Source organism: Bradyrhizobium sp. ERR14, from assembly GCF_014198235.1.
Classification (GTDB): domain Bacteria; phylum Pseudomonadota; class Alphaproteobacteria; order Rhizobiales; family Xanthobacteraceae; genus Bradyrhizobium.
The window spans coordinates 318,227-343,320 of the sequence record NZ_JACIHD010000008.1; the positions used below are offsets into that span (position 1 = coordinate 318,227).

Annotated in this window: 28 protein-coding genes; 6 read left to right on the plus strand and 22 right to left on the minus strand. The window is 64.4% G+C overall.

Annotated features, from left to right (window positions below; all coding sequences use genetic code 11):
- Nucleotides 1-134: 134 nt before the first annotated feature.
- The 3 genes from GGD62_RS23765 to GGD62_RS23775 all read right to left on the minus strand — a co-directional run bounded on the left by GGD62_RS23765 (nucleotide 135) and on the right by GGD62_RS23775 (nucleotide 3,165).
- Nucleotides 135-974, minus strand: a complete 840-nt coding sequence (locus GGD62_RS23765; RefSeq protein WP_183710467.1) for a helix-turn-helix transcriptional regulator — start codon at nucleotides 972-974, stop codon at nucleotides 135-137.
- A gap of 125 nt (nucleotides 975-1,099) precedes the next feature.
- Complete coding sequence (locus tag GGD62_RS23770) at nucleotides 1,100-2,518, minus strand: UbiD family decarboxylase (protein ID WP_183710469.1); 1,419 nt, start codon at nucleotides 2,516-2,518, stop codon at nucleotides 1,100-1,102.
- A 26-nt stretch (nucleotides 2,519-2,544) separates the two neighbouring features.
- The gene (locus GGD62_RS23775; protein WP_183710471.1) at nucleotides 2,545-3,165 is read right to left on the minus strand and encodes a UbiX family flavin prenyltransferase; all 621 of its coding nucleotides are present in this window, start codon (nucleotides 3,163-3,165) and stop codon (nucleotides 2,545-2,547) included.
- A 173-nt stretch (nucleotides 3,166-3,338) separates the two neighbouring features.
- Between GGD62_RS23775 and GGD62_RS23780 the strand changes: the two genes are divergently transcribed.
- Together GGD62_RS23780 and GGD62_RS23785 are read left to right on the plus strand one after the other, a co-directional pair.
- Entirely contained in the window at nucleotides 3,339-4,307 is a 969-nt protein-coding gene (locus GGD62_RS23780; protein ID WP_183710536.1) for a LysR family transcriptional regulator, read from the plus strand.
- Nucleotides 4,308-4,518: 211 nt separating this feature from the next.
- Complete coding sequence (locus tag GGD62_RS23785; RefSeq protein WP_183258809.1) at nucleotides 4,519-5,559, plus strand: tripartite tricarboxylate transporter substrate binding protein; 1,041 nt, start codon at nucleotides 4,519-4,521, stop codon at nucleotides 5,557-5,559.
- Nucleotides 5,560-5,687: 128 nt separating this feature from the next.
- Here GGD62_RS23785 and GGD62_RS23790 read toward each other — a convergent pair whose 3' ends face one another.
- From GGD62_RS23790 to GGD62_RS23875, 18 genes are all read right to left on the minus strand, one after another.
- Nucleotides 5,688-6,737, minus strand: a complete 1,050-nt coding sequence (locus GGD62_RS23790) for a LacI family DNA-binding transcriptional regulator (RefSeq protein WP_183710473.1) — start codon at nucleotides 6,735-6,737, stop codon at nucleotides 5,688-5,690.
- Nucleotides 6,734-7,378, minus strand: a complete 645-nt coding sequence (locus GGD62_RS23795; protein WP_028143575.1) for a ThuA domain-containing protein — start codon at nucleotides 7,376-7,378, stop codon at nucleotides 6,734-6,736. The genes GGD62_RS23790 and GGD62_RS23795 overlap by 4 nt, the downstream gene beginning before the upstream one ends.
- Before the next feature lie 10 nt (nucleotides 7,379-7,388).
- Nucleotides 7,389-8,486, minus strand: a complete 1,098-nt coding sequence (locus GGD62_RS23800; protein WP_183710475.1) for a Gfo/Idh/MocA family protein — start codon at nucleotides 8,484-8,486, stop codon at nucleotides 7,389-7,391.
- Between the two features lie 22 nt (nucleotides 8,487-8,508).
- On the minus strand, nucleotides 8,509-9,357 hold the full coding sequence (locus tag GGD62_RS23805) for a carbohydrate ABC transporter permease (protein ID WP_183710477.1): 849 nt from the start codon (nucleotides 9,355-9,357) through the stop codon (nucleotides 8,509-8,511).
- Nucleotides 9,350-10,291 carry a carbohydrate ABC transporter permease gene (locus GGD62_RS23810; protein ID WP_018316058.1) on the minus strand — a complete coding sequence of 314 codons (942 nt, stop codon included), beginning with the start codon at nucleotides 10,289-10,291 and terminating at the stop codon, nucleotides 9,350-9,352. Before GGD62_RS23810 ends, GGD62_RS23805 begins: the two co-directional genes overlap by 8 nt.
- Nucleotides 10,292-10,293: 2 nt before the next feature.
- On the minus strand, nucleotides 10,294-11,553 hold the full coding sequence (locus tag GGD62_RS23815) for an extracellular solute-binding protein (RefSeq protein WP_183710479.1): 1,260 nt from the start codon (nucleotides 11,551-11,553) through the stop codon (nucleotides 10,294-10,296).
- 154 nt (nucleotides 11,554-11,707) lie between these two features.
- Nucleotides 11,708-12,793, minus strand: a complete 1,086-nt coding sequence (locus tag GGD62_RS23820) for a YeeE/YedE family protein (protein WP_049814771.1) — start codon at nucleotides 12,791-12,793, stop codon at nucleotides 11,708-11,710.
- Nucleotides 12,794-12,899: 106 nt separating this feature from the next.
- Nucleotides 12,900-13,343, minus strand: a complete 444-nt coding sequence (locus GGD62_RS23825; RefSeq protein WP_183710481.1) for a DsrE family protein — start codon at nucleotides 13,341-13,343, stop codon at nucleotides 12,900-12,902.
- 10 nt (nucleotides 13,344-13,353) lie between these two features.
- A complete protein-coding gene (locus GGD62_RS23830; protein WP_183710483.1) occupies nucleotides 13,354-14,256 on the minus strand; it encodes an alpha/beta hydrolase in 903 nt (300 codons plus the stop codon).
- A gap of 14 nt (nucleotides 14,257-14,270) precedes the next feature.
- Nucleotides 14,271-14,705 carry a DsrE family protein gene (locus tag GGD62_RS23835; protein ID WP_183710538.1) on the minus strand — a complete coding sequence of 145 codons (435 nt, stop codon included), beginning with the start codon at nucleotides 14,703-14,705 and terminating at the stop codon, nucleotides 14,271-14,273.
- A gap of 26 nt (nucleotides 14,706-14,731) precedes the next feature.
- Nucleotides 14,732-15,424, minus strand: a complete 693-nt coding sequence (locus GGD62_RS23840; RefSeq protein WP_246783319.1) for a c-type cytochrome — start codon at nucleotides 15,422-15,424, stop codon at nucleotides 14,732-14,734.
- On the minus strand, nucleotides 15,408-16,670 hold the full coding sequence (gene soxC / locus GGD62_RS23845) for a sulfite dehydrogenase (RefSeq protein ID WP_183710485.1): 1,263 nt from the start codon (nucleotides 16,668-16,670) through the stop codon (nucleotides 15,408-15,410). Before soxC ends, GGD62_RS23840 begins: the two co-directional genes overlap by 17 nt.
- Nucleotides 16,671-16,676: 6 nt before the next feature.
- Entirely contained in the window at nucleotides 16,677-18,368 is a 1,692-nt protein-coding gene (gene soxB / locus GGD62_RS23850; protein ID WP_183710487.1) for a thiosulfohydrolase SoxB, read from the minus strand.
- A 27-nt stretch (nucleotides 18,369-18,395) separates the two neighbouring features.
- Entirely contained in the window at nucleotides 18,396-19,217 is an 822-nt protein-coding gene (gene soxA, locus GGD62_RS23855) for a sulfur oxidation c-type cytochrome SoxA (protein ID WP_183710489.1), read from the minus strand.
- A 29-nt stretch (nucleotides 19,218-19,246) separates the two neighbouring features.
- Nucleotides 19,247-19,573, minus strand: coding sequence for a thiosulfate oxidation carrier complex protein SoxZ (gene soxZ, locus GGD62_RS23860; protein ID WP_018316049.1), 327 nt, complete (start codon nucleotides 19,571-19,573; stop codon nucleotides 19,247-19,249).
- A gap of 18 nt (nucleotides 19,574-19,591) precedes the next feature.
- On the minus strand, nucleotides 19,592-20,044 hold the full coding sequence (gene soxY, locus GGD62_RS23865) for a thiosulfate oxidation carrier protein SoxY (RefSeq protein WP_183710491.1): 453 nt from the start codon (nucleotides 20,042-20,044) through the stop codon (nucleotides 19,592-19,594).
- An 18-nt stretch (nucleotides 20,045-20,062) separates the two neighbouring features.
- The gene (gene soxX / locus GGD62_RS23870; protein WP_092261868.1) at nucleotides 20,063-20,518 is read right to left on the minus strand and encodes a sulfur oxidation c-type cytochrome SoxX; all 456 of its coding nucleotides are present in this window, start codon (nucleotides 20,516-20,518) and stop codon (nucleotides 20,063-20,065) included.
- A gap of 129 nt (nucleotides 20,519-20,647) precedes the next feature.
- Nucleotides 20,648-21,265, minus strand: a complete 618-nt coding sequence (locus tag GGD62_RS23875; RefSeq protein WP_409333962.1) for a SoxW family protein — start codon at nucleotides 21,263-21,265, stop codon at nucleotides 20,648-20,650.
- Nucleotides 21,266-21,417: 152 nt separating this feature from the next.
- Between GGD62_RS23875 and GGD62_RS23880 the strand changes: the two genes are divergently transcribed.
- Complete coding sequence (locus tag GGD62_RS23880) at nucleotides 21,418-22,032, plus strand: hypothetical protein (RefSeq protein ID WP_246800262.1); 615 nt, start codon at nucleotides 21,418-21,420, stop codon at nucleotides 22,030-22,032.
- A gap of 2 nt (nucleotides 22,033-22,034) precedes the next feature.
- Here the strand turns inward: GGD62_RS23880 and GGD62_RS23885 are convergent, their stop codons facing one another.
- Nucleotides 22,035-22,766 carry a cytochrome c biogenesis CcdA family protein gene (locus tag GGD62_RS23885; RefSeq protein ID WP_183710495.1) on the minus strand — a complete coding sequence of 244 codons (732 nt, stop codon included), beginning with the start codon at nucleotides 22,764-22,766 and terminating at the stop codon, nucleotides 22,035-22,037.
- A 107-nt stretch (nucleotides 22,767-22,873) separates the two neighbouring features.
- On the opposite strand from GGD62_RS23885, the gene GGD62_RS23890 reads away from it, so the two are divergent.
- From GGD62_RS23890 to GGD62_RS23900, 3 genes are all read left to right on the plus strand, one after another.
- The gene (locus tag GGD62_RS23890; protein WP_183710497.1) at nucleotides 22,874-23,245 is read left to right on the plus strand and encodes a thioredoxin; all 372 of its coding nucleotides are present in this window, start codon (nucleotides 22,874-22,876) and stop codon (nucleotides 23,243-23,245) included.
- 35 nt (nucleotides 23,246-23,280) lie between these two features.
- Nucleotides 23,281-23,631 (plus strand): metalloregulator ArsR/SmtB family transcription factor, encoded by a 351-nt coding sequence (locus GGD62_RS23895; protein WP_018316042.1) that lies wholly within the window; start codon nucleotides 23,281-23,283, stop codon nucleotides 23,629-23,631.
- Between the two features lie 74 nt (nucleotides 23,632-23,705).
- Nucleotides 23,706-24,785 (plus strand): YeeE/YedE family protein, encoded by a 1,080-nt coding sequence (locus tag GGD62_RS23900; RefSeq protein WP_183710499.1) that lies wholly within the window; start codon nucleotides 23,706-23,708, stop codon nucleotides 24,783-24,785.
- Nucleotides 24,786-25,094: the final 309 nt, after the last annotated feature.

Genomic DNA, 25,094 nt, shown 5'->3' on the forward strand with positions numbered 1-25,094 from the left:
TACCTCCCGACGCGTTCTCTGACGCGACGGCGACGTTTGTCAGGACAGGAGGCGCGAGGGCCATACCGCCCGCTCTCACGACTTACCAAATCGTCTCATTCGAGAGCGTGCAGCGCAATATCAACCCGCAAGGATCAGCCCGCGAGGCGCGAGACGTTGCGAAACTCGCGCGGGCTGACACCGGCATGATCGCGGAAGAAGCGCGTGAAATGCGCAGGCTCCGGAAAACCAAAGCGCTCGCTGAGCTCGCCGAGCGGCGTGTCCTCGCGCATCACCGCGTCGAGCGCGCGCTCCATGCGGACGACGTTGAGGTAAAGCTTTGGCGAAACGCCGAGCGAGGTCTCGAACAGGCGGAAGAACTGCGCGCGCGACAGGCCCGCGCCCTTCACGAACTGATCGACGTTGGCGTAGGAATCGTTCACGCGCATCGCGTCCATCGCGCGGCGGATCCGCCAGTCGCAGCTCACGGCGCTCATGCCGCGGATCGAGGTCGGAAAGCTGCGCCAGGGCGTGAAGCGCTCGATCACCGTGATCATGAGGTCCGAAAGGGTCTGCTCGTGGGTTCGCACCGCATCGGGATTCGCCATCATTTCGGCCGCAAGATGCAGCGTGAGTTGCCGAATGCGCGGCGAGACTTCGCCCGAGGGCCGCTCGAAAAAGCCCGGCGCGCCGCTCGCGGCCCATCCGGGCCGGAACTCCTTCAGCCATTCCGGCTCGATATAAAGCGCCATGATGAGCGTGCGCGGGCGATCGACGTCATGCACATAGGCATGCGGCTTCCAGCCGTCGACCAGAACGGCGGCCGTGTCCGTGAGCGGCGTGACCTGGTCGCCGACCAGAAACTGGGTGTCGGCGCCCTCGACCTTGAGCAGGACGTGGCAGTGATGATGAGCGTGGCGGACCAGCGAACGGTCCATGTCGAGCAGAGCGACCCTGCCGAAAGCGCCATGAGCGATGCGCAGGGCCGTCGACATCAGTTTCTTCCTCCCGGCGTTGCGCCGCAAAATGGTTGCCTTGCTGGTGCGGCACTATAGGCCGCCCCAGCTACATATTCCAACGGCGCAAACGGACGCAAGCCGCTTCCGCGGCGGTAAACCGCTCACATCCGCGCCTCCGCAAGAAGGCGCGCGACCGCAGCGCCCGGATCGGCCTGCAGCGCCTTGGCCAGGTCGACGTCCTCCTCGCCCTTGACGCGGATGCGCTTGAAGGCGAGCTCGGACGCCCTGACCGGCGCGGTCGCGTCGAGGCCCATCTTGGCGCCGATACCGTCATCCGTGGTCGGATCAAGTTTTGAGCCGAGCGCGCCGGCGACGACCATGAGATCGCGGTCGGCCTGGAAGCGCGTCGCCACCGCCCATTCGATCTCCTCGGAGGAAGAGATATCGACATCCTTGTCGACCACAACCACCTGCTTGATGTCGTAATGCGCGCCGAAGGCGCACATCATGACGTTCTTCGGCTCGCCGTCATTGGTCTTGTCCATCTTGATCGCGAGATGGTAGCGGCAGGTGCCGCCGCGCGTGAGGCGAACATCGAGCACGGTCGGGAAGCTGCGGCGCAGATGCTGGAGCAGCGTCGCTTCGCGCGGCACGCCGCCGAGAATCAGGTGCTCGAAGCCGCCGCCGACGATGGTATGGAAGATCGGCGCCGCGCGATGCGTGATGGCATCGACTTCGATCACCTCGCGATTGGCGCGCGGGCCGTAATATTGCGGGAATTCACCGAACGGACCCTCCGGCTCGCGTACGCCTTGCAGAATCCGTCCTTCAATCACGATCTCCGCATGGGCGGGCACGCGAACCGAATTGGTGCGACATTTGACGACGTCCACGGGCGAGCCGAGCAGCGCGCCCGCAATCGCCATCTCGTCCTCGTCCAGTGCGGCAATCGCCTGCGAAGCCAGCAGCAGCGCCGGATGCGCGCCGATGACGATGGCGATCTCCAGCGCCTGGCCCAGCTCCTCCGCGAGACGATAGTAAGAGAAAGTGTGCCGGGGCAGTAGCAGAACGCCGATACGATTCCTGCTGCTGACCTGACAACGATGAATCGAAACGTTCTGAACGCCGGTCCTCGGATTGCGGGCGATCAGCAGGCCGGCCGTGATATAGGGACCGCTATCGCGTTCATTGTGCTTCGGCACTGGAAGCTGTCGGAGCAGATCGACGTCGTCGTGAACGACCTCTTGCACTGGACCGTCGGGAACCTCGCGGGTCGGCAGCGGATTGCTTGCGGCAGCAAGGAATCGTGGCAGCAACTGGTCCTCGGTGACGCCGATGGAATCGGCGACCCAATCACGGCCGGCAAACAGGTTGGCGATGACGGGAATTTCGTGCCCGTCGGGGCGCGGGAACAGCACCGCGCTGTCGCGCTCCAGCCGCTTCGCGATGGCGGCGAGTTCATCGGTCAGCGCAATGCCCTCGCGGGCAATCGCGAGCTTGCCGCGCTCGGCGAGGTAAGCGAGCCAGGCACGCAGATCGGCCGGTGCGTTCGAGCCCTTAGCCGAATTTTTCATTCGCATGACGTATCTTTCCTCGGCCGTTCGGGTCAGGGCGCGATCTTGCGCAGCGACGGCGAGCGGCGCTTGAGCGCTTCGTCCTCGCCCCAGCGGCGCACCACGCCGATATCGATATCGAAAAGGTCGAGCACCCGGCCGACGGTGTGCTCGACCATGTCTTCGAGATTCTCGGGTTTTGCGTAGAAGGCGGGCACAGGTGGCGCGATGATCGCGCCCATCTCTGATAGCGCCGTCATCGTCCTGAGATGCCCGGTGTGCAGCGGGGTCTCGCGCACCATCAGCACCAGGCGCCGGCGCTCCTTGAGCACGACATCGGCGGCGCGGGTCAAAAGCGTCGTGGTGACGCCCGAGGCGATCTCGGACATCGAGCGCATCGAGCACGGCGCCACGATCATGCCGGCGGTACGGAACGAGCCGCTCGAGATTGCCGAAGCCATGTCGTCGATCGCATGGCTGACATTGGCGAGCGCCCTCACCTCCGCGATCTTCAGGTCGGTCTCGTAGGCAAAGGTCTGCTTGGCCGTCTTCGACATCACCAGGTGAGTCTCGACGCCGGCATTGCGCAGGAGTTGCAGCAGGCGCACGCCATAGGTGACGCCCGAGGCGCCGGAAATGCCGATGATCATCCGCTTGGGCGCTGCGTGCTGCATATGTCTGATTTCGCTCCCGTAGGCACGTACCCTCGAGGTCACGTAGCCGGCCGCAAAACTAGGCAATCTCTGCCATCACAACAAATAATGATTGATTATATCGTTCATCATCAGAGATGATGGATCGCGAGCGAGTTGGCGAACGAAGGACTAGCGTCGTGGAACTCAGGCAGATGCAATATTTCCTGTGCCTGGCCGATGAAAAGAACGTCACGCGGGCCGCGCGCCGGCTCAACATCGTGCAGCCGGCGCTCAGCATGCAAATCGCCAAGCTCGAGGCCGAGCTCGGCCAAAAGCTGTTCGACCGCAGCGTCCAGGGCATGACGCTGACCAGCGCCGGCGAGGCGCTGGTGCGGCTGACGGCGCCGATCGTGCGCGATGCGGAGTATGCGCGCCAGGAGATGGCCCAGGTCGGCGGGCGGATTTCGGGCCGCGTCGCGGTCGGCCTCATCACCTCCGTCGCGCAGAGCACGATGGCGAGCTCGTCAGCGACTGTCGCGCGCCGCTATCCCGAGATCATCCTCTCCGCGTGCGAAGGCTACACCGAAACGCTGGTCGACTGGGTCAACAGCGGCCAGCTCGATTTCGCGCTGATCAACGTGCCGCGCCGAAGGACGCCGCTCGCCGCACATCACATCATGGACGAGGAAATGGTGTTCGCCTGCCGCAAGGACGGCCCGATCAAGCCGCCCGCAAAACTGCGCTTCGACCACATCGCGAATTTCGATCTGGTGCTACCATCGAAGCGCCACGGACTGCGGCTGATCCTCGATGAGCACGCCGCAGCCCTCGGCATCGACCTGCGGCCGCGCCTGGAGCTCGACACGCTGCCCGCCCTCTGCGACGTGATCGCGACCACCGACTTCGCGACCGTGCTGCCGACCATCGCGCTCCGGCAGTCACTGGCAAACGGAACCATTCGAGCCCATCGTTTCGACGCGCAACGGATCGTTCGCTCGATCGCCTGGGTGCATCACCCGCGGCGAGCGGTCTCGGTTGCGGCCAAGGCCGTGCTGGACGTCATCAGCCACGATCTGGCGCAGGCCGCGGCGGTGGCAAAGGAGTTGGCTGAACCTGGCTCCGGCGGCGCAGCCTCGTCATCCCGCAAGCGGCGTCGCAAGGCTGGGAAGATGATTTCCTGAATTCCGAACGCTCATTCGGACAAGATGTCGCGCCCGTTGCAAAATGAGACGGGTTGGTAAGTTTCGAGACGAGCCGGCATGACGGTCACGTCAAGCCGCTAACTACGGTCCAGGCGCAGAAAATCGCGGCCTGGCGCTCCTCCCGGACATTCTTGTCACGGACGCTCCCAAGGCTTGCAGAACAAGACACGGTCGGGAGATTCAGTCCGCGATGGCAAGGTTCGGTCACAGCAAGATCACGGACGGCACAGCGCCGCGCGTTGAAGGATTTCACCCTGACCGCAGGTCTTTGCTCTCGCTCGGCCTGGGCGCAGCTCTCTCCGCCACCGGGCTGCGTCCTGCGCAAGCGCAAGACTACCCCGCACGTCCGATCCAGGTGCTCGTGCCCTTCGCAGGCGGCAGCGCCAGCGACGTCATCACGCGCATCCTCCTTAACCGCATGTCGGCGTCATTGGGACAGGCCTTCGTGGTCGACAATCGCCCCGGAGCCGGCGGCAATATCGGTACCGCGGCCGCTGCACATGCCGCCCCGGACGGCTACACGCTGCTGATGAGCACCTCCGGCCCACTGGCCGCGAACCGATCATTGTACAAGGAGCTGCCCTACGATCCGCTGAAGGATCTTGCCCCGATCGGGCTGTTTGCCACGCTGCCGAATGTCATTGTGATCAATTCGAGGCTGCCGCCAAAATCGCTGCGCGAGCTGATCGAGTACACCAAGGCGCGCCCGCGGGAGCTGAACTACGGGACGGTCGGAGTCGGCTCGTCGCAGCACCTCGCTGCCGCCTATTTCGAGCAGCTCACGGGCACCGAGATAACCCACGTTCCTTACCGCAACATCGCCGCTTACACGCCGGACTTCATCGCGGGCCAAGTCCCGCTGGGCTTCCAGCTCTTGCCGAACGTCATCGGTCTGATCAGGAGCGGCGACGCGCGCCCGCTCGCGGTTGCCAGCGACAAACGCATGACGGCGCTGCCGGACGTGCCGACCGCGGCCGAGGCTGGCCTGAAGGATTACGAGAGCGCGGCGTGGCTTGCCCTGCTCGCGCCCGCGGGCACGGGCACCGCCGTTATCGACAAGCTCTATGCCGCCATGATCGAAGCCATGAACGATCCGAAGGTGCGCACCCTCCTGGTGGAGCAGGGCGCCGAGCCCCTGGTGATGGACCCCCGAGGTCTTAAGGATTTCATGACCGCGGAAACCAAGAAATGGGCCGGGATCATCAAGAAGATCGGCATCGAGCCGATGTGAGTTACAGCTTTTGGCTAGTCGTCAGCCTCTTCCGCGTGATCCGCTATCCGCGCTCTGCTCGCCCAAAGCTCGCTCGCTGACCGGCTCGCGCCTGGCTCAACGCTGCGTGCTGGCGGTATAAGCTCGCGTTACGGCAGATTGTCCCGCAGAAAAATGTCGATGCGGATGCGCTCCTGGTCGGCGCTGATTGGCTCGCCCGAACAGTGCGCGAGCAGAATGCGTGCCGCGGAGCGCGCCTCGTGCCCGGGATCCTGATTGATCACGGCATCGAGGGTGCCGCGAACCAGGAAACGCCGTGTGTATTGGGTCAGCTCATGGGTAATCCAGACCACTTCGCGAGCGCGGCCCGAAGCCTCGAGCGCATCGGCGATGCCGCGGTTTCCGGCACCGCAGCAGTATATGCCGCGAAGATCTGCATGGCGCGCGAGCAGCGCGGCCGTGAGCTCCCGTGTGCGATCGCTGTCGTCGCGGCCCTCGATGACCGGCAGCGCGGGCAGGTTTGGATACTCGCTGGACAGGATCTGATGGAAACCGAACTGCCGTTCGGTGTGATCGCGCAGCGACAGCGATCCCGCGATCACCGCGACCGTCCCCTCGCGCCCGGCGAGGAAGCGCCCCATCAGCGTCGCGGCAGTGCGGCCTGCGGCGGGATTGTCGATGCCGACATAGTGCAGGCGGCGCGAGCTTGGCGCGTCCGACACGAGGGTCACCACGGCGACCCCGCGTCCGACGAGCTCGTCGATCGCGGCCCGAACCCTGGGATGATCGAGCGCGATGACGGCAACGCCCTGGTAGGCCGGCGACAGGGTCTCCAGCGCGCCGGCGAGCACATCCGCATCGAACACATCGACATGGAGAATGTCGATGAAGCCGCGCTGGCCGGCGAGCCAGTCCGCGGTGCGCAGGACCTGCTCGCTCAGATTGGTCATGAAGCTGTTGCTGCCGGTCGGCAGCACGAAGGCGAAGCGGAATGTTTGCCCACGGGCGAGCCGCGCCGCCGCGAGGTCGGCGCGATAGCCGAGTTTTGCCACCGCGGCCTCGACACGCGCGACGGTCTTGGCGCGCACGCCCTCGCGCCGGTTGACGACTCGATCGACGGTCGCAAGCGAAACGCCGGCCGCACGCGCGACGTCCTCGAGCGTGGCACGAATCACCGGCTGCGTCGCCCCACCCGTCATTCGCGCGCCGCCCACAGCATGCCGCGGGTCATCAGTGTCCGGATCTCCGGCACGTCGAGCTCGTAGGCACGGTGGCCGAGCGAGGAATAGAACACCCTGCCCGCGCCGTAGCGCTTCTTCCAGACCACGGGCATCACCACACCCTCGATCCACGGCGCGTGCTCGCCGGTGAAGGTCGTCGTCGCCAGCACCTCGTTGGCGGGGTCGACATGCATGTAATACTGCTCGGAACGATGTTCGAAACTGTTCAGGCCCTTCATGATGGGGTCATCCGGCTTCGTCAAGTCGACCTTGTAGTCGATGATGTTGCCGGGATGGGCAACCCACTGCCCGCCGCACATGAACTGGTAGTCGACGGAATCGCGGAACGCATCGCACATGCCGCCATGATGGCCGGCGAGCCCGACGCCGCTCCGCACCGCAGCGCAGAGATTGAGCGCTTCCGCCTTCTCGATCTTCGACATCGTGTAGATCGGGATGATCAGCGACATGTCGTGGATCGCGGGATCGGCGAATGCCGCCGTCGTCGTCTCGATCCGCACCTCGAAGCCTTCCGCCCTCAGCCAGCCGCGAATCATCGAGGCGCAGAGATCCGGATCGTGTCCCGGCCAGCCGCCCCATACAATCATTGCCTTGCGCATGGTCATTCCCTCAGTCGATCTGTCCCGTTTCAAGTCCCGCCGGCAGCATCGCCGGCCGCTCGACGCTGCTCTCGATCTTGACGCGGCGCCCTTCATCGGCGGAGGTCTGGAACGCCTCCATCACCTCCAGCACGTGGAACGCAAGCGCGCCGCTGGCGCGGTGCGGTCGGTTGTTCAGGATCGCGGACGCCATGTCGGCGACCCCGATGGAGCGGAACTCGCCTTCGACATGGCCGTGCGTCAATGGCATTGCTTCCCATTCGCCACCGGTCCTGGCGAGGTGTACCTCGCCGCCGAAGCGGTTCGGGTCCGGCACCTGCAGGCTGCCCTTGTCGCCATAGATCTCGATCGGCGCGTGCCGGTGCTTCGGTACATCAAAGCTCATCGCGATCGAGATGACTGCTCCGCTCTCGAATTCAAGCGCGCCCGCGACATGGGTCGAAACCTCGACCGGGATCAGCGTGCCGTTCATCGGCTGGCTGGTAACCAGGCGCTCCGATTTCGGCCGCGCGGTTGAGCCCATCACGCTCGCGACCGGGCCGAGCAATTGCACGAGATCGGTGATGTAGTACGGCCCCATGTCGAGCATCGGTCCGCCGCCGCGCAAGTAATAGAAGCCCGGCGCCGGGTGCCAGCGCTCATGGCCGGGGCAGCCGAAGAAGGCACTGCCCGCCACCGGCGTGCCGATCGCACCGTCGTCGATCAGCTTGCGGGCGGTCTGATGCCCGCCGCCAAGGAACGTGTCGGGCGCGCAGCCGACGCGCAGGTTCTTCTGTGCGGCGAGATCGATCACCTTGCGGGCTTCGGCGGCGTTGATGCCGAGCGGCTTCTCGGAATGGACATGCTTTCCGGCATTCAGCACCGCGAGACTGACATCAGTGTGTGCCAGCGGCACCGTGAGATTGATGACGACCTCGACGTCATCGCGTTTGAGTAATTGATCGACCCGCATCGCCGGCAGCCCGAAAACGGCACCCTGCCGCTCCGCGACTTCACTGCGCATATCGGCGAGCGCCCTGACCTCCATGACCGGGAAGCGTTGCGCCGCCTTGAGGTAGGCGGTGCTGATGACACCGCAGCCGATGATTCCAATTCCGACTTTTCTCATTGTGATCTCCGTAAGGGTCCATTCATCCCTTGACCGCACCCGCAGTGAGGCCGGCAACGATGTGCTTCTGCGCCAGAAGGAAGAGAATGATCGTCGGCAGGATGGTCAACGTGATGAAGGCCAGGATCAGGTGCCATTCGGACGAATACTCGCCCTGATAGACCATGATGCCGAGCGGCCACGGATAGAGCGCATCCGTGTTGAGCATCACCAGCGGCAACAGGTAGGCGTTCCAGCTGTTGACGAAGGTGATGGTCCCGACGGTCGCCAGGATCGGCCGCGACAGCGGCAACGTCACATAGCGGAAGAACTTGATGTAGCTGCAGCCGTCGACCAGCGCAGCCTCGAGCAGTTCGTGGGGAATGTCCTTGAAGAACCGCCGTAGCAGCAGCACGCTCATCGCGAGGCTGAAGGCCACCTGCGGCAAGGCAACGCCGAAATAGGTATCGAGCAGCCCGAGATCGCGCACCTTGATGAACAGCGGAAGCACCGCGGTCGCCGCCGGAAACAGCAGGCCGAGCGTGAGATAGCTCAGCAGCATCGAGCTGCCGTAGAACTTGACATGGGCAAAGGTGAACGCCGCCATCGATGCGGTGATCAGGGTCAACACCACCGCGAGCGAGGATATGATCAGCGAGTTGCGCAGGAGCTGCCAGTAGCGCGCGGAGAACAGGATGTCGGAGTAATTCTGCCATTCCCATTGACGCGGCAAACCGAACGGGTTGACGCGCAATTCGCCGAGCGATTTCAAACCGCCGAGCAACGTCGCGAGCAGCGGCACCAGCACGAAGATGGCCACGATGGCGAGGAACACGGCCTTGAACAGCACGGCAGGATCGACCGGGTTGCGGGAAATCTTCGCACTATTCATCGCGCATGAACCAACGCTTGTAGGTAAAGGCAAAGGTCACGCAGATCGCGAACAGGATGACGCCGATGGCGCTGCCATAGCCGACCCGCATGCGCGAGATGCCGTTGTTGTAGAGGAAGCTCACCATCGTGTTCGAGGAGTCCGCAGGCCCCCCGCGTGTCAGCGGCATGACGAGGTCGAACAGCTGCAGCGAGCCGACAATGGCGAAAAACACCGAGAGGCGGATCGTCGGATAGAGCAAGGGAATGACGACATGGCGCAGGGCTTGCAACCTTGTCGCCCCGTCGATGCGCGCCGCCTCGATCAGGCTCTTGTCGAGGCTCTGGAGCGCCGCGATGAACAGCATCATGTGGAAGCCAAAATACTTCCACACGATCACGATCAGCACGGCCAGCATCGACGTGTCGGTCGAGGCCAGCAGATGCGGCGGCTCGGCGCCGAAGCTGCGCCAGATCGAGGCGACAAGGCCGTAGTCGCCGTCATAGACGAAGCTGAAGATCAGCCCTGTCGCGATCTCGGCCAGGATATAGGGCATGAAGAACAGCATGCGTAGCGCAACCGACCCACGAAAGCGTTCGGCGAGCATCAAGGCCAGCGTCAGCGCGAGCGGCAGCTGGATCGCGAGCGAGACCGCAATAATCAGCCCATTGTTGCGCAGCGCGAGCCAGAAGGCGCGCGTCTCCAGCACGAAGCGGTAATTGTCGAAGCCGATCCAGTTGGTCGGCCTGCCGAACCCGTTCCAATTGAAGGCCGAGTACCAGGCGGCCTCGCCGATCGGCAGCACCACGAACAGCGTGAACAGCAGCAGCGCCGGCGGCAGGAACAGGATCAGGACCGTGAAGCGGCCGTCCCAGGCCGGGCCGCGGACCGCGAGCGAGGAGAACGGTGTCCCCGCAACGCCAATCGCGGGCGAATTCGCGATACGTCGCGCCACCCTCAGTTGCCCTGCTTCCACGCCGCCTCGATCGCCTTCGCGGCATTCTGCGGGCTCATGCTGCCACCGGCGATCTCCGCGGTGACGTCGTTGACGACGCGGCCGACCGACGGACCAAGGCTCTGGTCATAGAAGTTCTGGTGGTAGTTCGACTTCGCCAGATTGGCCGCGATCAGCTTCATGAAGGCATTGTTGAGACCAGCGTCCGCGCCCTGCACCACCGGGATGATGAAGTTACCCGCCGCAAGCCGCGTCTGCACATCCTTCGAGACGAAGTATTTCAGGAAATCGACCGCCTCCTTCGGCGAACCTTTCGTGACCAGCCAGCCGGTAATGCCGCCGAGCGTGTCGGTCGGCGCGCCCTTGCCGCCGGCCACCACCGGGAAGTCGAACCAACAGATCTTGTCTTCGCTCAATCCGACCTTGTCGGCGGCGAGAGCGCGCTGCAAATGATAGACCGTGCTGATCGCGAGAGTCATCGCCGCCTTGCCGTCGCCGAAATAGCCGACGGCCTGCGGGTTCTTGAAACCAAGGAAGCCATTCTGGAACGGCTGGAGATCGACGAGCTGCTTGAACAGCTCGCCGGATTTCTGGAAGGTCTCGCCGGCGAAGCCGCTGTCCTCGCCGCGCAATGCCGCGTCGAATGCCGGCTTGCCGCCGATGCGCACCGCAAGATGGGTCCAGTAGAAGTGCAACGGCCATTTGTCGGCGCCGCCCACCACGATCGGCGTCACACCGGCGGCCTTCAACGTCTTCACCGCCGCAAGCAGATCGTCCCAGCTCTTGATCCCGGCAGGATCGACTTTCGCCTTGGCCATCAGCTCCTTGTTGCAGAGGAAGCCGACCTGCGATAGCGCGGTCGGCAGACCATAAACGCGGCCGTTAGCGGTGAACGCGGCGAGCGCGGCCGGCGTGAGACTGTCGCTGTAACCCTTCACCTGTTCGGTGATGTCGTCGAGAACACCTGCCTCGATCTGGGTCTTCAGGACGCCGCCGGCCCAGCTGTAGATGATGTTCGGGCGATCCTTGGATTGCAGGATGGTCGGCAGCTTGGCCTTGTAGGCTTCGTTCTCGAGAAACTGCATCTCGACCTTGACGCCAGGATGGGAGGCCTCATAGGCGCGCGCGACCTCCTCCCAGATTTTCACCTGGGCCGGATTTGCCTCGATGTGCAGCCACTTTACGATCGTATCGGCTGCGGCGGCGTCGGCCAAAAGCAGGCATGCGGCAGCGGCGAGTCCCAGCTTCCGGAGCAGTCTCATCACATCTCCTCCCGACCGATCTTATTCTTTGCCGCGATCCTGCTCCCGATTTTTGAGGTACGCAACTAAAATTCTGATCTACGCACCTCAGAAGCAAGCACGCGCATTCGCCAATGCGCTCGATGTTGTCCTTAGCAATGCGACAATGTTGATGTCAGCCGCTCGCGGCCGGCAAGCCCGTCGTCTGCTGCGGCACGCCGGCGCGGTCGACAAGCAGATCCGTGAGTCCCGCCCCCAGCCACATGCCGCCGAGCACGAGCCAGGCGGTGAGTGCGAATACGGAGGCACCGGTCACGCCGGCGCCGACCGCGCAGCCGCCGGCGAGCATCGCGCCAAACCCCATCAGCACCGCCCCTAACAGGTAGCGCCGCATGCCGAGCCCGTCCGAAAATCCCTCAAGCTTAAGTTCATGCGCGCGCGCCGCGGCCAGAAACGAGCCGAGGAATACACCGGGGACGATGCCGAGGTCGAAGCCGAGCCGAAGCTGCGCGCTGTTGAGCACCAGCATCAAGAGCTCGGCCGACGGCCCGCTGAAGGTGAGGCTCTTCAAGGTCACCGGCGCGAAGGAAGCCTGCGACAGCTGGTAGGTGAAGAGCCAGCCGGCGACGACGGCCGTTCCGGTCGCAAGTGCGGCAAGGATCAGCCGGCGCGGCAACCGGCTGCGAAAGGCGAAGGCCAGCCCCGCAATCAGCCACAAACCTCCGAATGCAAGCTTCTCGGGCGTGCCGGCACCGAACATGGCCATGATGTCGCGCGACGGACCGCCGTCGACCAGCCACAGGTTGGTCACCCATTCACGCGCGGGCGACAGCAGGCCGCGATAGGAGGCTTGCGCGGTCACCGCAAACACCAGCCCCGACAACAACGCCCGGAGATTGCCATTGGCCGAGAGCACCAGCAGCCGGCTGGCGCAGCCCCGCGCCAAAATCATCCCGCAACCGAACATCACACCGCCCAGGAGAGCGCCGGAGATGCTGCCCTGCTGCGCGAGCTGGCGCGCCTCGGATATGTCGAGCCAGCCGAGCGCGACCAGGCCCTGCGTACCCACCAGCGCCGCGGCAAAAGTCAGGAGCCAGACGGCAAGGCGCGGCCCGCCCTCGCCTCGGGAAAATTCGACCGCCGCGGCACGCAGACAGAAGCGGCTGCGCTGCGCGAAGAACCCGAACAGACCTCCGACCATGAGGCCGCCGAACCATGACAGCGGATCTTCACCCAAGAGATCGATGATCGGCGTCAGCACGTCCGCCTCGGCTGTTGCTGCGAGCATGCAATTCTAGCGATCGCGTCGTCGCGTCCCATGAGCCAGATCAAAGCTCGACGTCGCAGGATGCCGGAACACAGCGGCCTCAGGGGCGCAAATAGGCAAATCCCTGCTGTTGGAGCTCGACGAGCCGCACCACGCCGCCCTTCTCGGCCACCACGAAACCGGGCGTGAGATCGTCCAGCTTGACGCCCTGCGCCTTCATCGTATTGGCGCAGGCATCGAAGCCGACGCCGGCATCGACGAGCTTCGTCATCATCGCAACGGTGTGGTCCTGCGCCGCGAGCGCGTGGAAGGCACGCAGCGCCGGTCCGTGCACGACCAGCCTGATGTCGGCCTTGCCGGGTCCACCGACGCCGTCGACATGGTTCTGCAGATTGCCCAGAACGAAGTCGACACGATCGGCATCGGCCAGATGATAGACGACGCGCTGTCGCGCGGCCGTTTCCGTCGCCGCGGACGCCTGGCGCACCGCGAACGCACCAAACAGCCCGGCAAGGCTCGCGCCAAGCATGGATCGACGCTGCATGGTCCCCCTCCTATCGTGCCTGCTTGATGAACTCGGCGATTCGATCGGCAACGTCTTCCGCGAACAGGTCGCGGAAGAAATGATCGGCATCCTCGATCTTGTCGAGATGCACCCTGCCCCCGCTCGAACCGGCAAGCGACGTGAAGGCGGCCGCCACGTCGGGCACGACGGTGTCCTTGGTCGCGGCGAGCACCAGCACCGGCAGCTTCACGCGCGCCACCAGCGCGGCCGTGTCCTGGCCGGCAGGACCGTAGAATGACGCAAAGGCCCGCGCGGAAACCACGGCATTGCGGCAATATACGAAGCCCGGCACGTCCATCCACTCCCCGCCCCGGCCCGCCGCAACCGCTTTCGTCGCCAGCTCCAGAACCGGCTCGAGCGGCTTGCCATAGGTCTTGGCGTAGGAGGCGCGCAGATCGGCCTCGGCTTTTGCGGTCACCGGCGCCAGCAGCACCCCACCCGCCACCGGCGAAATCTCGTTCGCTGCAAGATACCGCGCCACCTGGTTGCCGCCGCGCGAATGGCCGAACGCGAAGACGAGCCGGGACATGCCCCTCGCCCGCGCGACCCAGGCGCCGATCTCCGCGACTGCATCCTCAACGACATAATCATGCCGTGCGGTACAGTCGTACATGCCTTTGCGGCGATCGAGCCCCAGCGACAGCGTATGGGCGAGCGAAGCGATGCCGCGCTGCTCAAGCGCCTTGGCAACGCCCTGAATGACCTCCATGTCCTTGTGCGCGAGCGTGCCGTGGGTCATTACGACGAGCGGCGTGTCCGGTGACATCGCGGCTGGTGTGCGCAGTGTCGCGAGCGTGGTGCGGCCGTCGACCGACAGTTCGAGCTCCTGTTCGGCCGCATATGCGGACCCTGCGAACGCGAGCAAGACGGCCAGTCCTATCAACCATTGCATCAGCGGCTTTCTCCTCAGGGCCGGACAATCGTCCAGTTCTTCTCCGCCAAATCCATCAGCGCGGCAACCCCGACCTGTGTGACGCTGACGCCCTCAATCAGCGGCGGCCGCTTGTCCTCCTTCGCCGCCAGCGTCTCCAGCGTGTTGCCGCAAGCGATGAAGCTCACATTGGGCATCGATTTCAGGAAGTTCGCCAGGCGCTCCTTCACCGGCGAGCGGTCCTGAAGCAGCATGTCGACGCCGCCGTTGAAGGCGACCACTGCGATTTCGACGTCCTCGCCCTGCCCCGAATAATGCCGCGAGACATTGGCCGCAACATCGAGCACGGCGCGCATCTTGACCGGGTCGTCGTCGCTGATCTGCAGCGCGAGCCTGTGAGGTTCGGCCGCCTGGGCCACGGCCGGATGGATTACGATGAACGAGCCAACAGCGAGAGCCGCGTGCAGCAGCGCGCGGCGGCTCGCCCGGCCGTGTCTCACTCCACGCCCCGCGACTTCTTCTCCTTGCCGTCCTCGGGCGTCACGTCGATGGCGGCAGCGCGCCCCGTGATCTTCACCGGGGCAATGCAGTTCTTCATGCAGGGGTCTTTCTGCCAGAACGACTTCTCGCTGGTGGCGCGGTCGTCCATCACGAACCCCTGCTCGTTCGGCATCTTGATCGTCGCAAGGGTCTTCTTGTTCAGCTCGAAGTTCTGATCGGTGACGACGTCGTTCAGATAGAGGACGTAAGCAACCAGCGCATAATATTCATCGACGGACAGGGATCCCGTATTGCCATAAGGCATAGCGTGACGGACGTAGTCAAACACGGTGGACGCGTAGGGCCAGTACGAGCCGACCGTCTTGACCGGGTTGTCAGACGTCAGTGAGCCCTTGCCGCCGGCCAGCACCGGCCAGCGGCCGTTGCCCTCGCCGAACTCGCCGTGGCAGGACGAACAATTGTCCATGAACAGCTTTTCGCCCTGCATGGCCGTGCCCTTGCCTTCCGGCAGGCCCTGACCGTCGGGGCGCACGTCGATATCCCAGCCGTGGATCTCGTCCGCGGTCGGCGCGCGGCCAATGTGATAGCGTGGACCGCTCTTGGCGTCCGCCTTCTGCTGCGCGAGCGCCGGCACGCTCAGCGCGCATGCGAGCAGCGCGGCTGCAGTGAACTTAAGCGACTTCGACATTCTCGACCTCACCATTGGCCTGCACATGCCAGGTCTGGATGCCATTGTTGTGATAGATGGAGTTGACGCCGCGGATCTTGCGCAGCTCCGCCTTGCTCGGCTGCAAATAGCCGGTTTCGTCCTGCACACGCGATTGCAGCAGCAGCGGCTCACCGTTCCAGTCGAACTCGTAGTAAAAACGCGTCAGCGCCTTGTCGAGAACCGGCCCGTCGAGCCGCGCCGGCCACCAATTTCGGCCGCCGTCGAGTGACACGTCCACGCGCTTGACCTTGCCGTTGCCGCTCCAGGCCAGACCCGAGACGATGGTAAAGCCTTTGCCGTGCTTGATCGGCGCTTGCGGGCTCGGGCTCGTAATCACGGACTTGGCGTCCATCGACCAGGTGAAGCGGCGCGCCTTGCCGTTCGGCATGAGGTCCGTGTATTTCGACGTCTCCTCGCGAGTGTGCCAGGGCTGGTCGCCGACCTTGATGCGGCGCAGCCACTTGACCCAGAGATTGCCCTGCCAGCCCGGCACCACGAGCCGCATCGGATAGCCCTGCTCGGGATAGAGCGCCTCGCCGTTCATCTTGTAGGCGATGATGCAGTCGTCGAGCGCTTTCTCGATCGGCAGGCTGCGGTCCATCGCCGCCGCGTCGGCGCCTTCGACCAGCAGCCACTTGCCGCTCGCCTTGACGCCGGCTTCCTCCAGCAGGGTGCGCAGCGAGACGCCGGTGTACTGCACGCAGTGGATCATGCCGTGGGTGAACTGGCAGCCATTGAGCTGGGCGCCGCGCCATTCCATGCCCGAATTCGCCGCGCATTCCATGAAGTGGATGCGGTTGACGCGCGGATAGCGCTTCAACTCCTCCAGGGTGAGAATGAGCGGACGCTCGACCAGCCCGTGGATCATCAGGCGATGATCGGCCGGATCGATCTCGGCGATGCCGCCGTGATGCCGCTCGAAACAGAGGCCGTTCGGGGTGATGATGCCTTCGAGCTCATGCAGCGGCGTGAAACTCACCGAGGATTCGCGCGAGGCGGTCAGCCATTCGACGTCGCGCCGGACGACGTCCTTCTCGAATTTCGACGGCTTACCATACGGACGCACCGCGACGCCCTCGCCGAGCGACTTGGTCCATTCCGGCACATTGGGCGGCTGGTTGGCGGGATTTCCGCCTGCGGCCGCCGGCCTTGCCAGCATCGAGGCTGCGACGCCGGCGCCGGCGGCCAGGAAGCTGCGACGGGATTGACTGTCCATCTTCGACATCGCTTCTTACGCTCCGGTAACTTTGACGGCCCGGTTGGGCTCGAGCCGAACGGTTTTCTGTCGCGTCAGGTAATTCGCGACGACGTCCCAGATCGGCGGCCCTTCGGTTCCTTCGTTGACGCTGGCCCAGCCCGCGACCTGATATTCCCTGGCGGGATCGATCGGGGAGCCGGTCTTGAGAACCTGCATGTCGGAGATGCGCTGCCCCTGCGGCTTGGTGACGTCGATCGCGTAGGAAAGCCCGCCGATCCGCACCATGTCGCCGCCCTGCTGATAATAGGGGTCGACATTGAAGAGGTTATCGGCGACGTCCTCGATGATCTCCTTCAACCGCGAACCCGTCATGCCCATACGGTAAACCGCCGGATACGTGATCGCGGTCGCGTTGGTGACGTCCTCGAAAGTGATGTCCTGTCCGGGCAGCACGCTGGTGCCCCAGCGGAAACCGGGCGAGAGTGCGATCTCGGCATCGCGCTCCTGCAGCAGCGCCTGGCAGATCAGGTCGTCGAACGTGCCGTTGAAATTGCCGCGCCGGTAGAGCAGCGAATCGGTCTTGCCGAGCACCTTGGCCAGATCGGAGGCGAAGGGTTTGCGAACCTCGGCGATCTTCGCGGCCATCTCGGCGTCCGCCGTGATCACATCGGAGAACAGCGGAATGAGCTTGTAACGGAACGCTTTGACCTCACCGTCGCGGACATCGAGATCGAGCCGCGAGACGAACTTGCCGGACGAGCCCGAGGCGATCAGCAGGGTCTTGCCGACTTTGACGGCCTCGGGCAGAGCGTCATGGGTATGCCCGGTCAGGATGACGTCGATGCCCTTGACGCGGCTCGCCAGCTTGCGGTCGACATCGAAACCGTTATGCGAGAGCAGCACGACGAGCTGCGCGCCGCCCTTGCGCGCCTTGTCGACTTGCGCCTGGACGTCCTCCTCGCGCACGCCGAACGACCAGTTCGGAATCATCCAGCGCGGATTGGCGACCGGTGTATAGGGGAAGGCCTGGCCGAGCACCGCGATCTTGACGCCGCCGCGCTCGATCATGGTCGAGCCCTCGAACGCCGCCTCGTTCCATTCGGTGTCGCGGATATTGAGGCCGAGGAACGGGAAGCCGAGGCCTTCGATGGCCTGCTTGACCCGCTCGGAGCCGTAGGTGAACTCCCAATGGCCGGTCATGGCGTCGGGCTTGAGCAGCGCCATGCAGTCGATCATGTCCTGGCCGCGCGTCTTCAGTGACGACCATGAGCCCTGCCAGGTGTCGCCGCCGTCGAGCAATGCGACCTTGTCGCCGCGCTCGGCACGGATCGCCTTGATCACGGTCGCGGCACGATCAAGGCCGCCGATCCGGCCATAGCTCTTGGCGAGCGCCTCGAAATCCTCCGAGGTCAGCGCGTAGGCCGCCGACGAGCCGGGCGCGATGCCAAACCGGGCGAGAAACTCCTTGCCGGTGACGTGCGGCGGAAGGCCCTTGGCCTCGCCCACGCCGAGATTGGTCGAGGGCTCGCGGAAATAGAGCGGCATCAGCTGACCGTGGATATCGGTCACATGCACCAGCGTGACGTTGCCGAGCGGCTCGAAGGCCAACAATTCCTTTTCGGTCAAGCGCTGCTGGGCGAACGCACGGGTCAGGCTGGAGCCCACACCGGTCGAAAGTCCCGCCGTTGCCGCGGCAACCTGAATGAACTCGCGGCGAGAGATCATGCGCAACACTCCTGCAAGCTCAACGTTTCAGTTGCGCACCGATGGCGTCTCGACCGGAAGGCCGATGCCGCGCCAGGCCACATAGAGCTCGAGCGCGAGGAACTCGTCCGATAGCGGCTTGAACGGCTCGGCGCGCACGTCGAACATGCAGCCTTCGAATCGCTCATGCAGTGGCACCAGGCGCTGGTCGCGCAGCCGATAGGTCGGAAAACCGTTGGTCTGGCCCTGGCTCAGGAAGTCCGCGCGCATGAACTTGCCGTTGTTGCGCTCGTGGCAGGACTCGCAGGCCAGATCGAGCTGGCCGTAGCGCGTGTAATAGATCTGCTTGCCGCGCTCGAACCAGGGCGACATCGGCCCGTCGGTCTTCACCGAGACTTTTATGCCGTGCGATTGGTAGCGCACGAACGCTGTCATGTCGGTCAGCTCACGGGATTTGAATTTCCAGGGCTCGGCCTTCATGTGCTCGCTGCGGCAGATGTTGATGCGCTGTTCGAGATTGACCGGCTTCTTCAGCTTGTCGTCCCATTTCGGCATGCCGGCGCCGACGCCCTTCATGCTGGTCTCGGCCTCGCCGTGACAGCTCATGCAGGACTTGCCCTCGCTGCCCTCGACCTTCTTCCAGACGTCAGCCGCGCGCTCCACGGCGAGGAAGCCCGGATTTTCGAGATCGTCGTCCTGCAGCGCGCGGGTCTCCTTGCTGCGAAATTCGTAGCCGGAGATGATGGTCTTGAAGACGTGGCCGGGCGGAGCCGCGATGCCCTTGCGCTCAGCGTCCTCGGCGACCGCGAGCGTCGCAACCGACGCGGCGGCCGCGACCAGAGCGGCCAACCCAACATATCGTCGCGCCATTGCGTGCCTCCCTCAATGCGCGATGCGCATCATGCCTTGAGCGCAATCTTCTCTTCAGCCGTGATCACCGTGCCATCGTCGTCCGTCCAGGAGAACTTGAACGTGCCGGCTTCGTCGACCCGCGCGTCGAACTGGACGTAGGGATTGGCCGAGATCGCAGGCTCGAGCGCGCAGGAGAACACCGGCTTTCCGTTGAACTCGCAGGCGAACTTGTTGATGATCTTGCGCGGAATGGCCTTGCCCTGCGCGTCCTTGCGCTGGCCGGATTCCATGACATGCGAGACCAGGGTCTTGATCTGGATTACCTCGCCTTTGGCCGCTTCCTTGGGAAGCTTGATGCGCGGTTTGTCTGCCATTGTTCCTCTCCTGACGCCCTAGCCGCCGCAGCCGCCGATGGTGACCTTGACGGTCTTCTGCTCCATGAACAGCGAACCGTCACTCATCTTCGCGACCGCAATCACGTTCTGCGTGGTCGCAAGCCGGATCCGGATCGAAGCTTCCGCCTTGCCCGACAGCGGCGTAAACGACAGCGTCGCCACGCCCGCATTGGGGTTGCCGTCGGCGATGATCAGAACGTCTTTCACATAGGCGTCTGTCGTCATCGGGCTCTCGATGTTGATCGAGAGCGGCACGGTGTTGCCGTTCTCCGCGATCTCCGGCAGGTCGAGCGCGATCTTGCCCTTGGCAGGCTGCTTGCCGCCGGTGAACGTCTCGATCCACTTCGCCGCATCGCCCGTCACTTCGGCATCGGCTGCGATGGGCATCAGCGTCAGCACGACGAAGCCGCCCCCGAGCGCAAATGCCTGCCGTCGATTGATGGCTCTCATTCCTGATCCTCCTCGCCGTCAGTTCAGCGTCTTGAGAAAAGCGATGACGTCCTCGACCTGCGCGGCCGTCAAAATGGACTTGCCGACGAACTCCGGGCGCACCCGGCTGAGGCCATCATTCCTGAAGAACGCCGGCATGACGGTGTCGGTGAAGATGCGCTTGGGGTCGGCGATGATGAGGCGCAATTGCTCCTCGGTGTAGCGGCCGGCCACGCCGTCCAGGGACGGACCGAACTCGCCGTGGAAATCCTCGGACTTCAGGCTGGTGACCTGGTGGCAGGCCAGGCAATTGCCGAGTGTACGCGTCAGAAACACCTTCTTGCCGGCGGCGGCGTTACCGGGCGCGCCGGTCAGGGATTTCGGCAAGGAGTCGTTGACGATATCGAGCCTGATCGGCTCCTTGTTCGGATCTTGCGCCAGAGCGCTTCCGGCCGACAGACAAAGTGCAAACGCAGCTGCAAGCGAGCGCCGCATGTTCCCTACCCTCGGATCGCGGGGTGACGCCCGCTCTTGGTCACGACGGACTCACAGTCCATCAAATTCAGTTATTATGATATGTTCATATAAACGCTGGCGTCAAGCGGAATTCGACGGCGTTCCGCATCAGCCGTTCGCGGCCAGAAAATCCCGGAACGAGCCGCGCTCGTAAGCGCGCTCCCGCACGAAGCGAAACATCGCTAGGAAGTGCGGCGGCTTGAGATAGCCGGGTGCCCGCGCCACCTCGCGCGCCATTGCATCCTTTGTTTCGAGGCCATCGGCGGATGGTGGAAAGAACTGAAAGGTCGGCGTGAACCGGATCCCGTATTTCTGGGCGAGCTCTTTCTCTGTTAATTCCTGGCGGTCGAAGTCCGTCACCTTGCGCGCGCCGATCAGGTTGAGCTGCAACACCTCGAAATTGTCGCGGATATAGCTGGCGATGCCGGCATCGGCGAAGTTCACAAGATGCGTCTCGCGGCAATAGGGGCAGCCGCGCAGCTCCCACATGATGGCAAGCCGCTTGCCGCCGGCCGCGGCGCCCTCCAGATCCTCGCGCAGATCGAGGAAGCTCTGCAGAAACCAGGGCTCGTGATAGAGCCCGTCTTCTCCGACGGCGGGCTCGGCCGCCGCCACGCCGCGGCCGGCCAACGCCGCGCCTGCAGCGAATGCCAGGACGCCGCGTCGCGTCGGCGTGCGAAGCGACGTCGGGGTTTCGTGCCTCGGAAAGTCTTGCGCGTTGCTCATTTTCATTATGATATTCGAATACACGAATGTGACAAGGAGATCCGATCTTGCGCTGCACCATCATGCTGCTGGCATGGCTGGCCTCGAACGCGCTCGCGCTCGGCGCGGACGCCGATAGACCTGCGGATTTCGCATCGGCGATGGCGCCGATCATGGCCAATCTGCGCACCGCCGCGAGCTATGCGCGCACTGGAAATTTCGCACTGGCGCAGATCGAGACGGACGAAGCGGTCGCCGGGTGGAAGCGGCTTGTGCCGAGCGCATCCGGTCCTCCGCCCGCTTATGCGCCGGCCGAACTGACGCGATTTCTCGACGGAGGTCGCGAGAGACTCACGGCGATCACGGGCGCGCTGGACCGCGGAGACAATGTCGCCGCCGGCCGCGAGTTGCTTGCAGTTCGGCAGGCTTTTCACGCGCTCAGGCGTCACGCGGGCCTGTACGACCTCGGCGATTGCATCTTCGAGATTGCGCCCGCCATGGAGGCGTTGCGTATCGCCGCCACCAGGTACGGCGAACAGCCGGCATCGGCGAATGCCGAGGACACCGTCGCCGCCGCGAGCGCGTTCCGCGATCGGCTTCAACGCTGTAACGAATGGGCAAACAGCGAGATCGCCGCCCAAGGTGAATTCCGCCGCCTGATCGACGGCGCAATCGCCAGCAGCGGCGAGATCGCTCATGCCGCGATGGCGGGCGACGGCCCCCTCGTGCATCGTTACCTCATCGAACTGCAATCCTTTGCCCAGTTGCTCGACTTCCGTTACGGCTAGCCTCAGCCGATGCTGGTCAATGCAGGAAAATGCTCGAGCAGCCATTCGGAGACCACGGGCATCAATCCGGTCAGGAACATCAGACCCGTCGCGACCAGGAATGCGCCCATCGTCTTCTCGATCAGACCGAGATGCCGGCGCACACGGCCAAGCGCGGCAATGAAGCGACCGGTGAAGGCCGCCGCGACCAGGAAGGGAATGCCGGTCCCGACCGAATAGGCGAGGAGCAGCAGTGCGCCCCGTCCGGTCGTGTCCTCCGATCCCGCCATCAGCAGGACGGCGGCGAGGATGGGGCCGGCACAGGGCGTCCAGCCAAACGCAAAGGCCAGGCCCATGACGAAGGCCCCCGCCACGCCGGCCGGGCGCTTGTCGACCTGCACGGTCGCGCTGCGATAGAGCAACGGAATCCGGAGCAGCCCCAGGAAATGCAGGCCCATGACGATAATCAGCCCGCCGGCGACGATGCCGAGCGTCGACAGGTGCGCGGAAATGAAGCGTCCCGCGATCGAGGCGGTCGAGCCGAGCGCGACGAAAACCAGCGAAAAGCCCGCCACGAAGGCCAGCGCGGAGATCAGGATCCGCGGCCGCAGATCCGGCCTGTCGCCGGACAGATCCGTGACCGAGACGCCGGCCATGTAGCACAGGAAGGGCGGCACCAGGGGCAGGATGCAGGGCGACAGGAACGACAACAGGCCCGCGACGAAGGCCGCACCCAGCGTAACGTCCAAGGTCATTTCCGCCCCATCCCTAGCACATATACGAATTTAATGATATAAAGCGCCGATCGACGTTTGGAAAGCAAGTCCTTCACGAGGAAGTCTGCAAAGGCCGGTTACGCAGCATGAATAGAATCATCGTTTTGCTCGCGCTCGCCGTCGGGCTCACGCTGCCCGCGACGGCATCGCGCGCCGCCGAGCTCGTCATGTTCGAGAGCGCCGGCTGCGCCTGGTGCGCGCGCTTCAACGCCGAGATCGCCCCGATCTACGGCAAAACCGACGAAAGCCGGGCTGCACCACTGCGCCGGGTCGACCTGAACAGCCCCCTTCCCGCCGATCTCGCCGGAATCGATCCGGGTCCCTTCACGCCGACCTTCGTCGTGGTACAAGAGGGCCGTGAGATCGGACGCATTCGCGGCTATCCCGGCGATGCCTTCTTCTTCGGCCTGTTGGACCGAATCCTGTCAAACACGGGATCGGAACCCGGGAGGTCGTGACCATCTTGCGGATTTTCTGAGAGGAACTTGACGCGATGCCGTTGCCAAAGCTGAAGGATATCGAGGGCTCCGCCGAACTCGAGCAGATGATCGAGAAGGCGCGCGAGGCCAGCGACATGCTCAAGGCGCTGTCGCACGAGTCCCGATTGCTGCTGCTCTGCATCCTCGCCGAGGGCGAGAAGTCCGTGACCGAGCTCGAGCAGTTCCTTGGCGAGCGCCAATCGACCGTCTCCCAGCAGCTCGCGCGGTTGCGGCTCGATCGGCTGGTGACGACGCGCCGCGACGGCAAGACGATCTACTACAGTCTCGCCAGCGAGGACGTCCGCAAGATTCTCACCGCCGTTTACGACGTGTTCTGCGAGCCGGTTCGCCGGCGCCGCCGGTAGTTCTCCACGCTGGATTTTCGCGCCCCACCGGCGCAGACTACCCGCAAGGCAGAACCAAAAACGAAGCGGGAGGAATGCTGAGCCCTTCGACCATAGCGTTCGCATGCGGGCTTGCCGCCGGCGCCGTGCTCGGCGTTGCCGGCCGCGCGGGTCGTTTCTGTACGCTGGCGATGCTCGAGGACGCATTCTTCGGATCGGATTTTCGTCGGCTGAAATCCTTCGCGCTGGCCGCGGCAGTCGCCCTGCTCGCGACCCAGGTGCTCGCCGCGTTCGGCATTGTCGATCTGTCGCGGTCAATCTACCTCACGGCGTCGATCGGTCTTGGCGGTGCGATCATCGGCGGGCTGATGTTCGGCGTCGGTATGGCGCTGGTCGGCACCTGCGGCTTCGGCACGCTGGTGCGCGTCGGCGGCGGCGATCTGCGCGCCATCGTGGTCTTTCTCGTGCTCGGCCTGTCGGCGCTCGCGACCATGCGCGGCATCACCGGCATGCTGCGGCTGATGCTGATCGAGCCGTTGTCGTTGCGGCTACCCGAGGGAAGCACCCAGACTTTGACGTCGCTGCTCGGCGCAGGCAGCACGATGCGCGCGATCCTCGTCGTGGCGATGTCCGCCGCGCTCGCCTTCTGGGCCCTTGCGGATGGCAGGCTGATCCGGTCGCCGCGGCTGCTGGCCTCCGGCATTGCCGTCGGCGCCGCGATCGCGTTCGGCTGGTTTGCCACCGGATGGCTTGCCGACGACGAGTTCGACCCCGTGCGGGTCTCCTCGCTCAGCTTCGTGGCGCCGCTTGGTGACGCCATTCTCTACGTCGCCACCTTCTCCGGCGCGCGGCTCAATTTCGGCATCGGCTCGGTTGCCGGCGTCGTCGCAGGCTCGTTTGCCGCCGCGATGCTCGCGCGCGGCTTCCGCTGGGAAGCGTGCGACGACGCACGCGAGTTGAAGCGTCACATGATCGGCGCGCTGCTGATGGGCATCGGCGGCATCATGTCGATGGGCTGCACCATCGGTCAGGGCCTCAGCGCGCTGTCGACGCTCGCGGTTTCGGCCCCCGTCACGATGGTGGCCATCGCCTGCGGCGCGCGCCTTGGGCTCGAGTTCACGATGACCGGCGAGTGGCTGCCGGCCGTTCGCAGACTGTTCGGGGTCTCGACCTGACTCGAAAAACGCGGATCGCCGTCGAACTGCCGGCCTCGTATCCTCCTGCAGTCCGGTTGCCCTTTCAAGCATGACGGCAGACACACCTTCGCATTCTCGCGGCTGATTTCGCCCGAGCTTTGCTTGATCACTCCACCCTCTCATCCAAGAGGGCGCAGGGAAGGCCGGGTGCTGGCTCGCACCCGCGGTCCGCTGCGCGAAAAGCACACGCAGAAAGAACCGCACAGCAGCATACAGGTGGTGCCGATCACTCGGCCTTCCCTGCGCGATGGTTGGACGGCTTATGCCGTGATCTCCCGGGAGCCGACC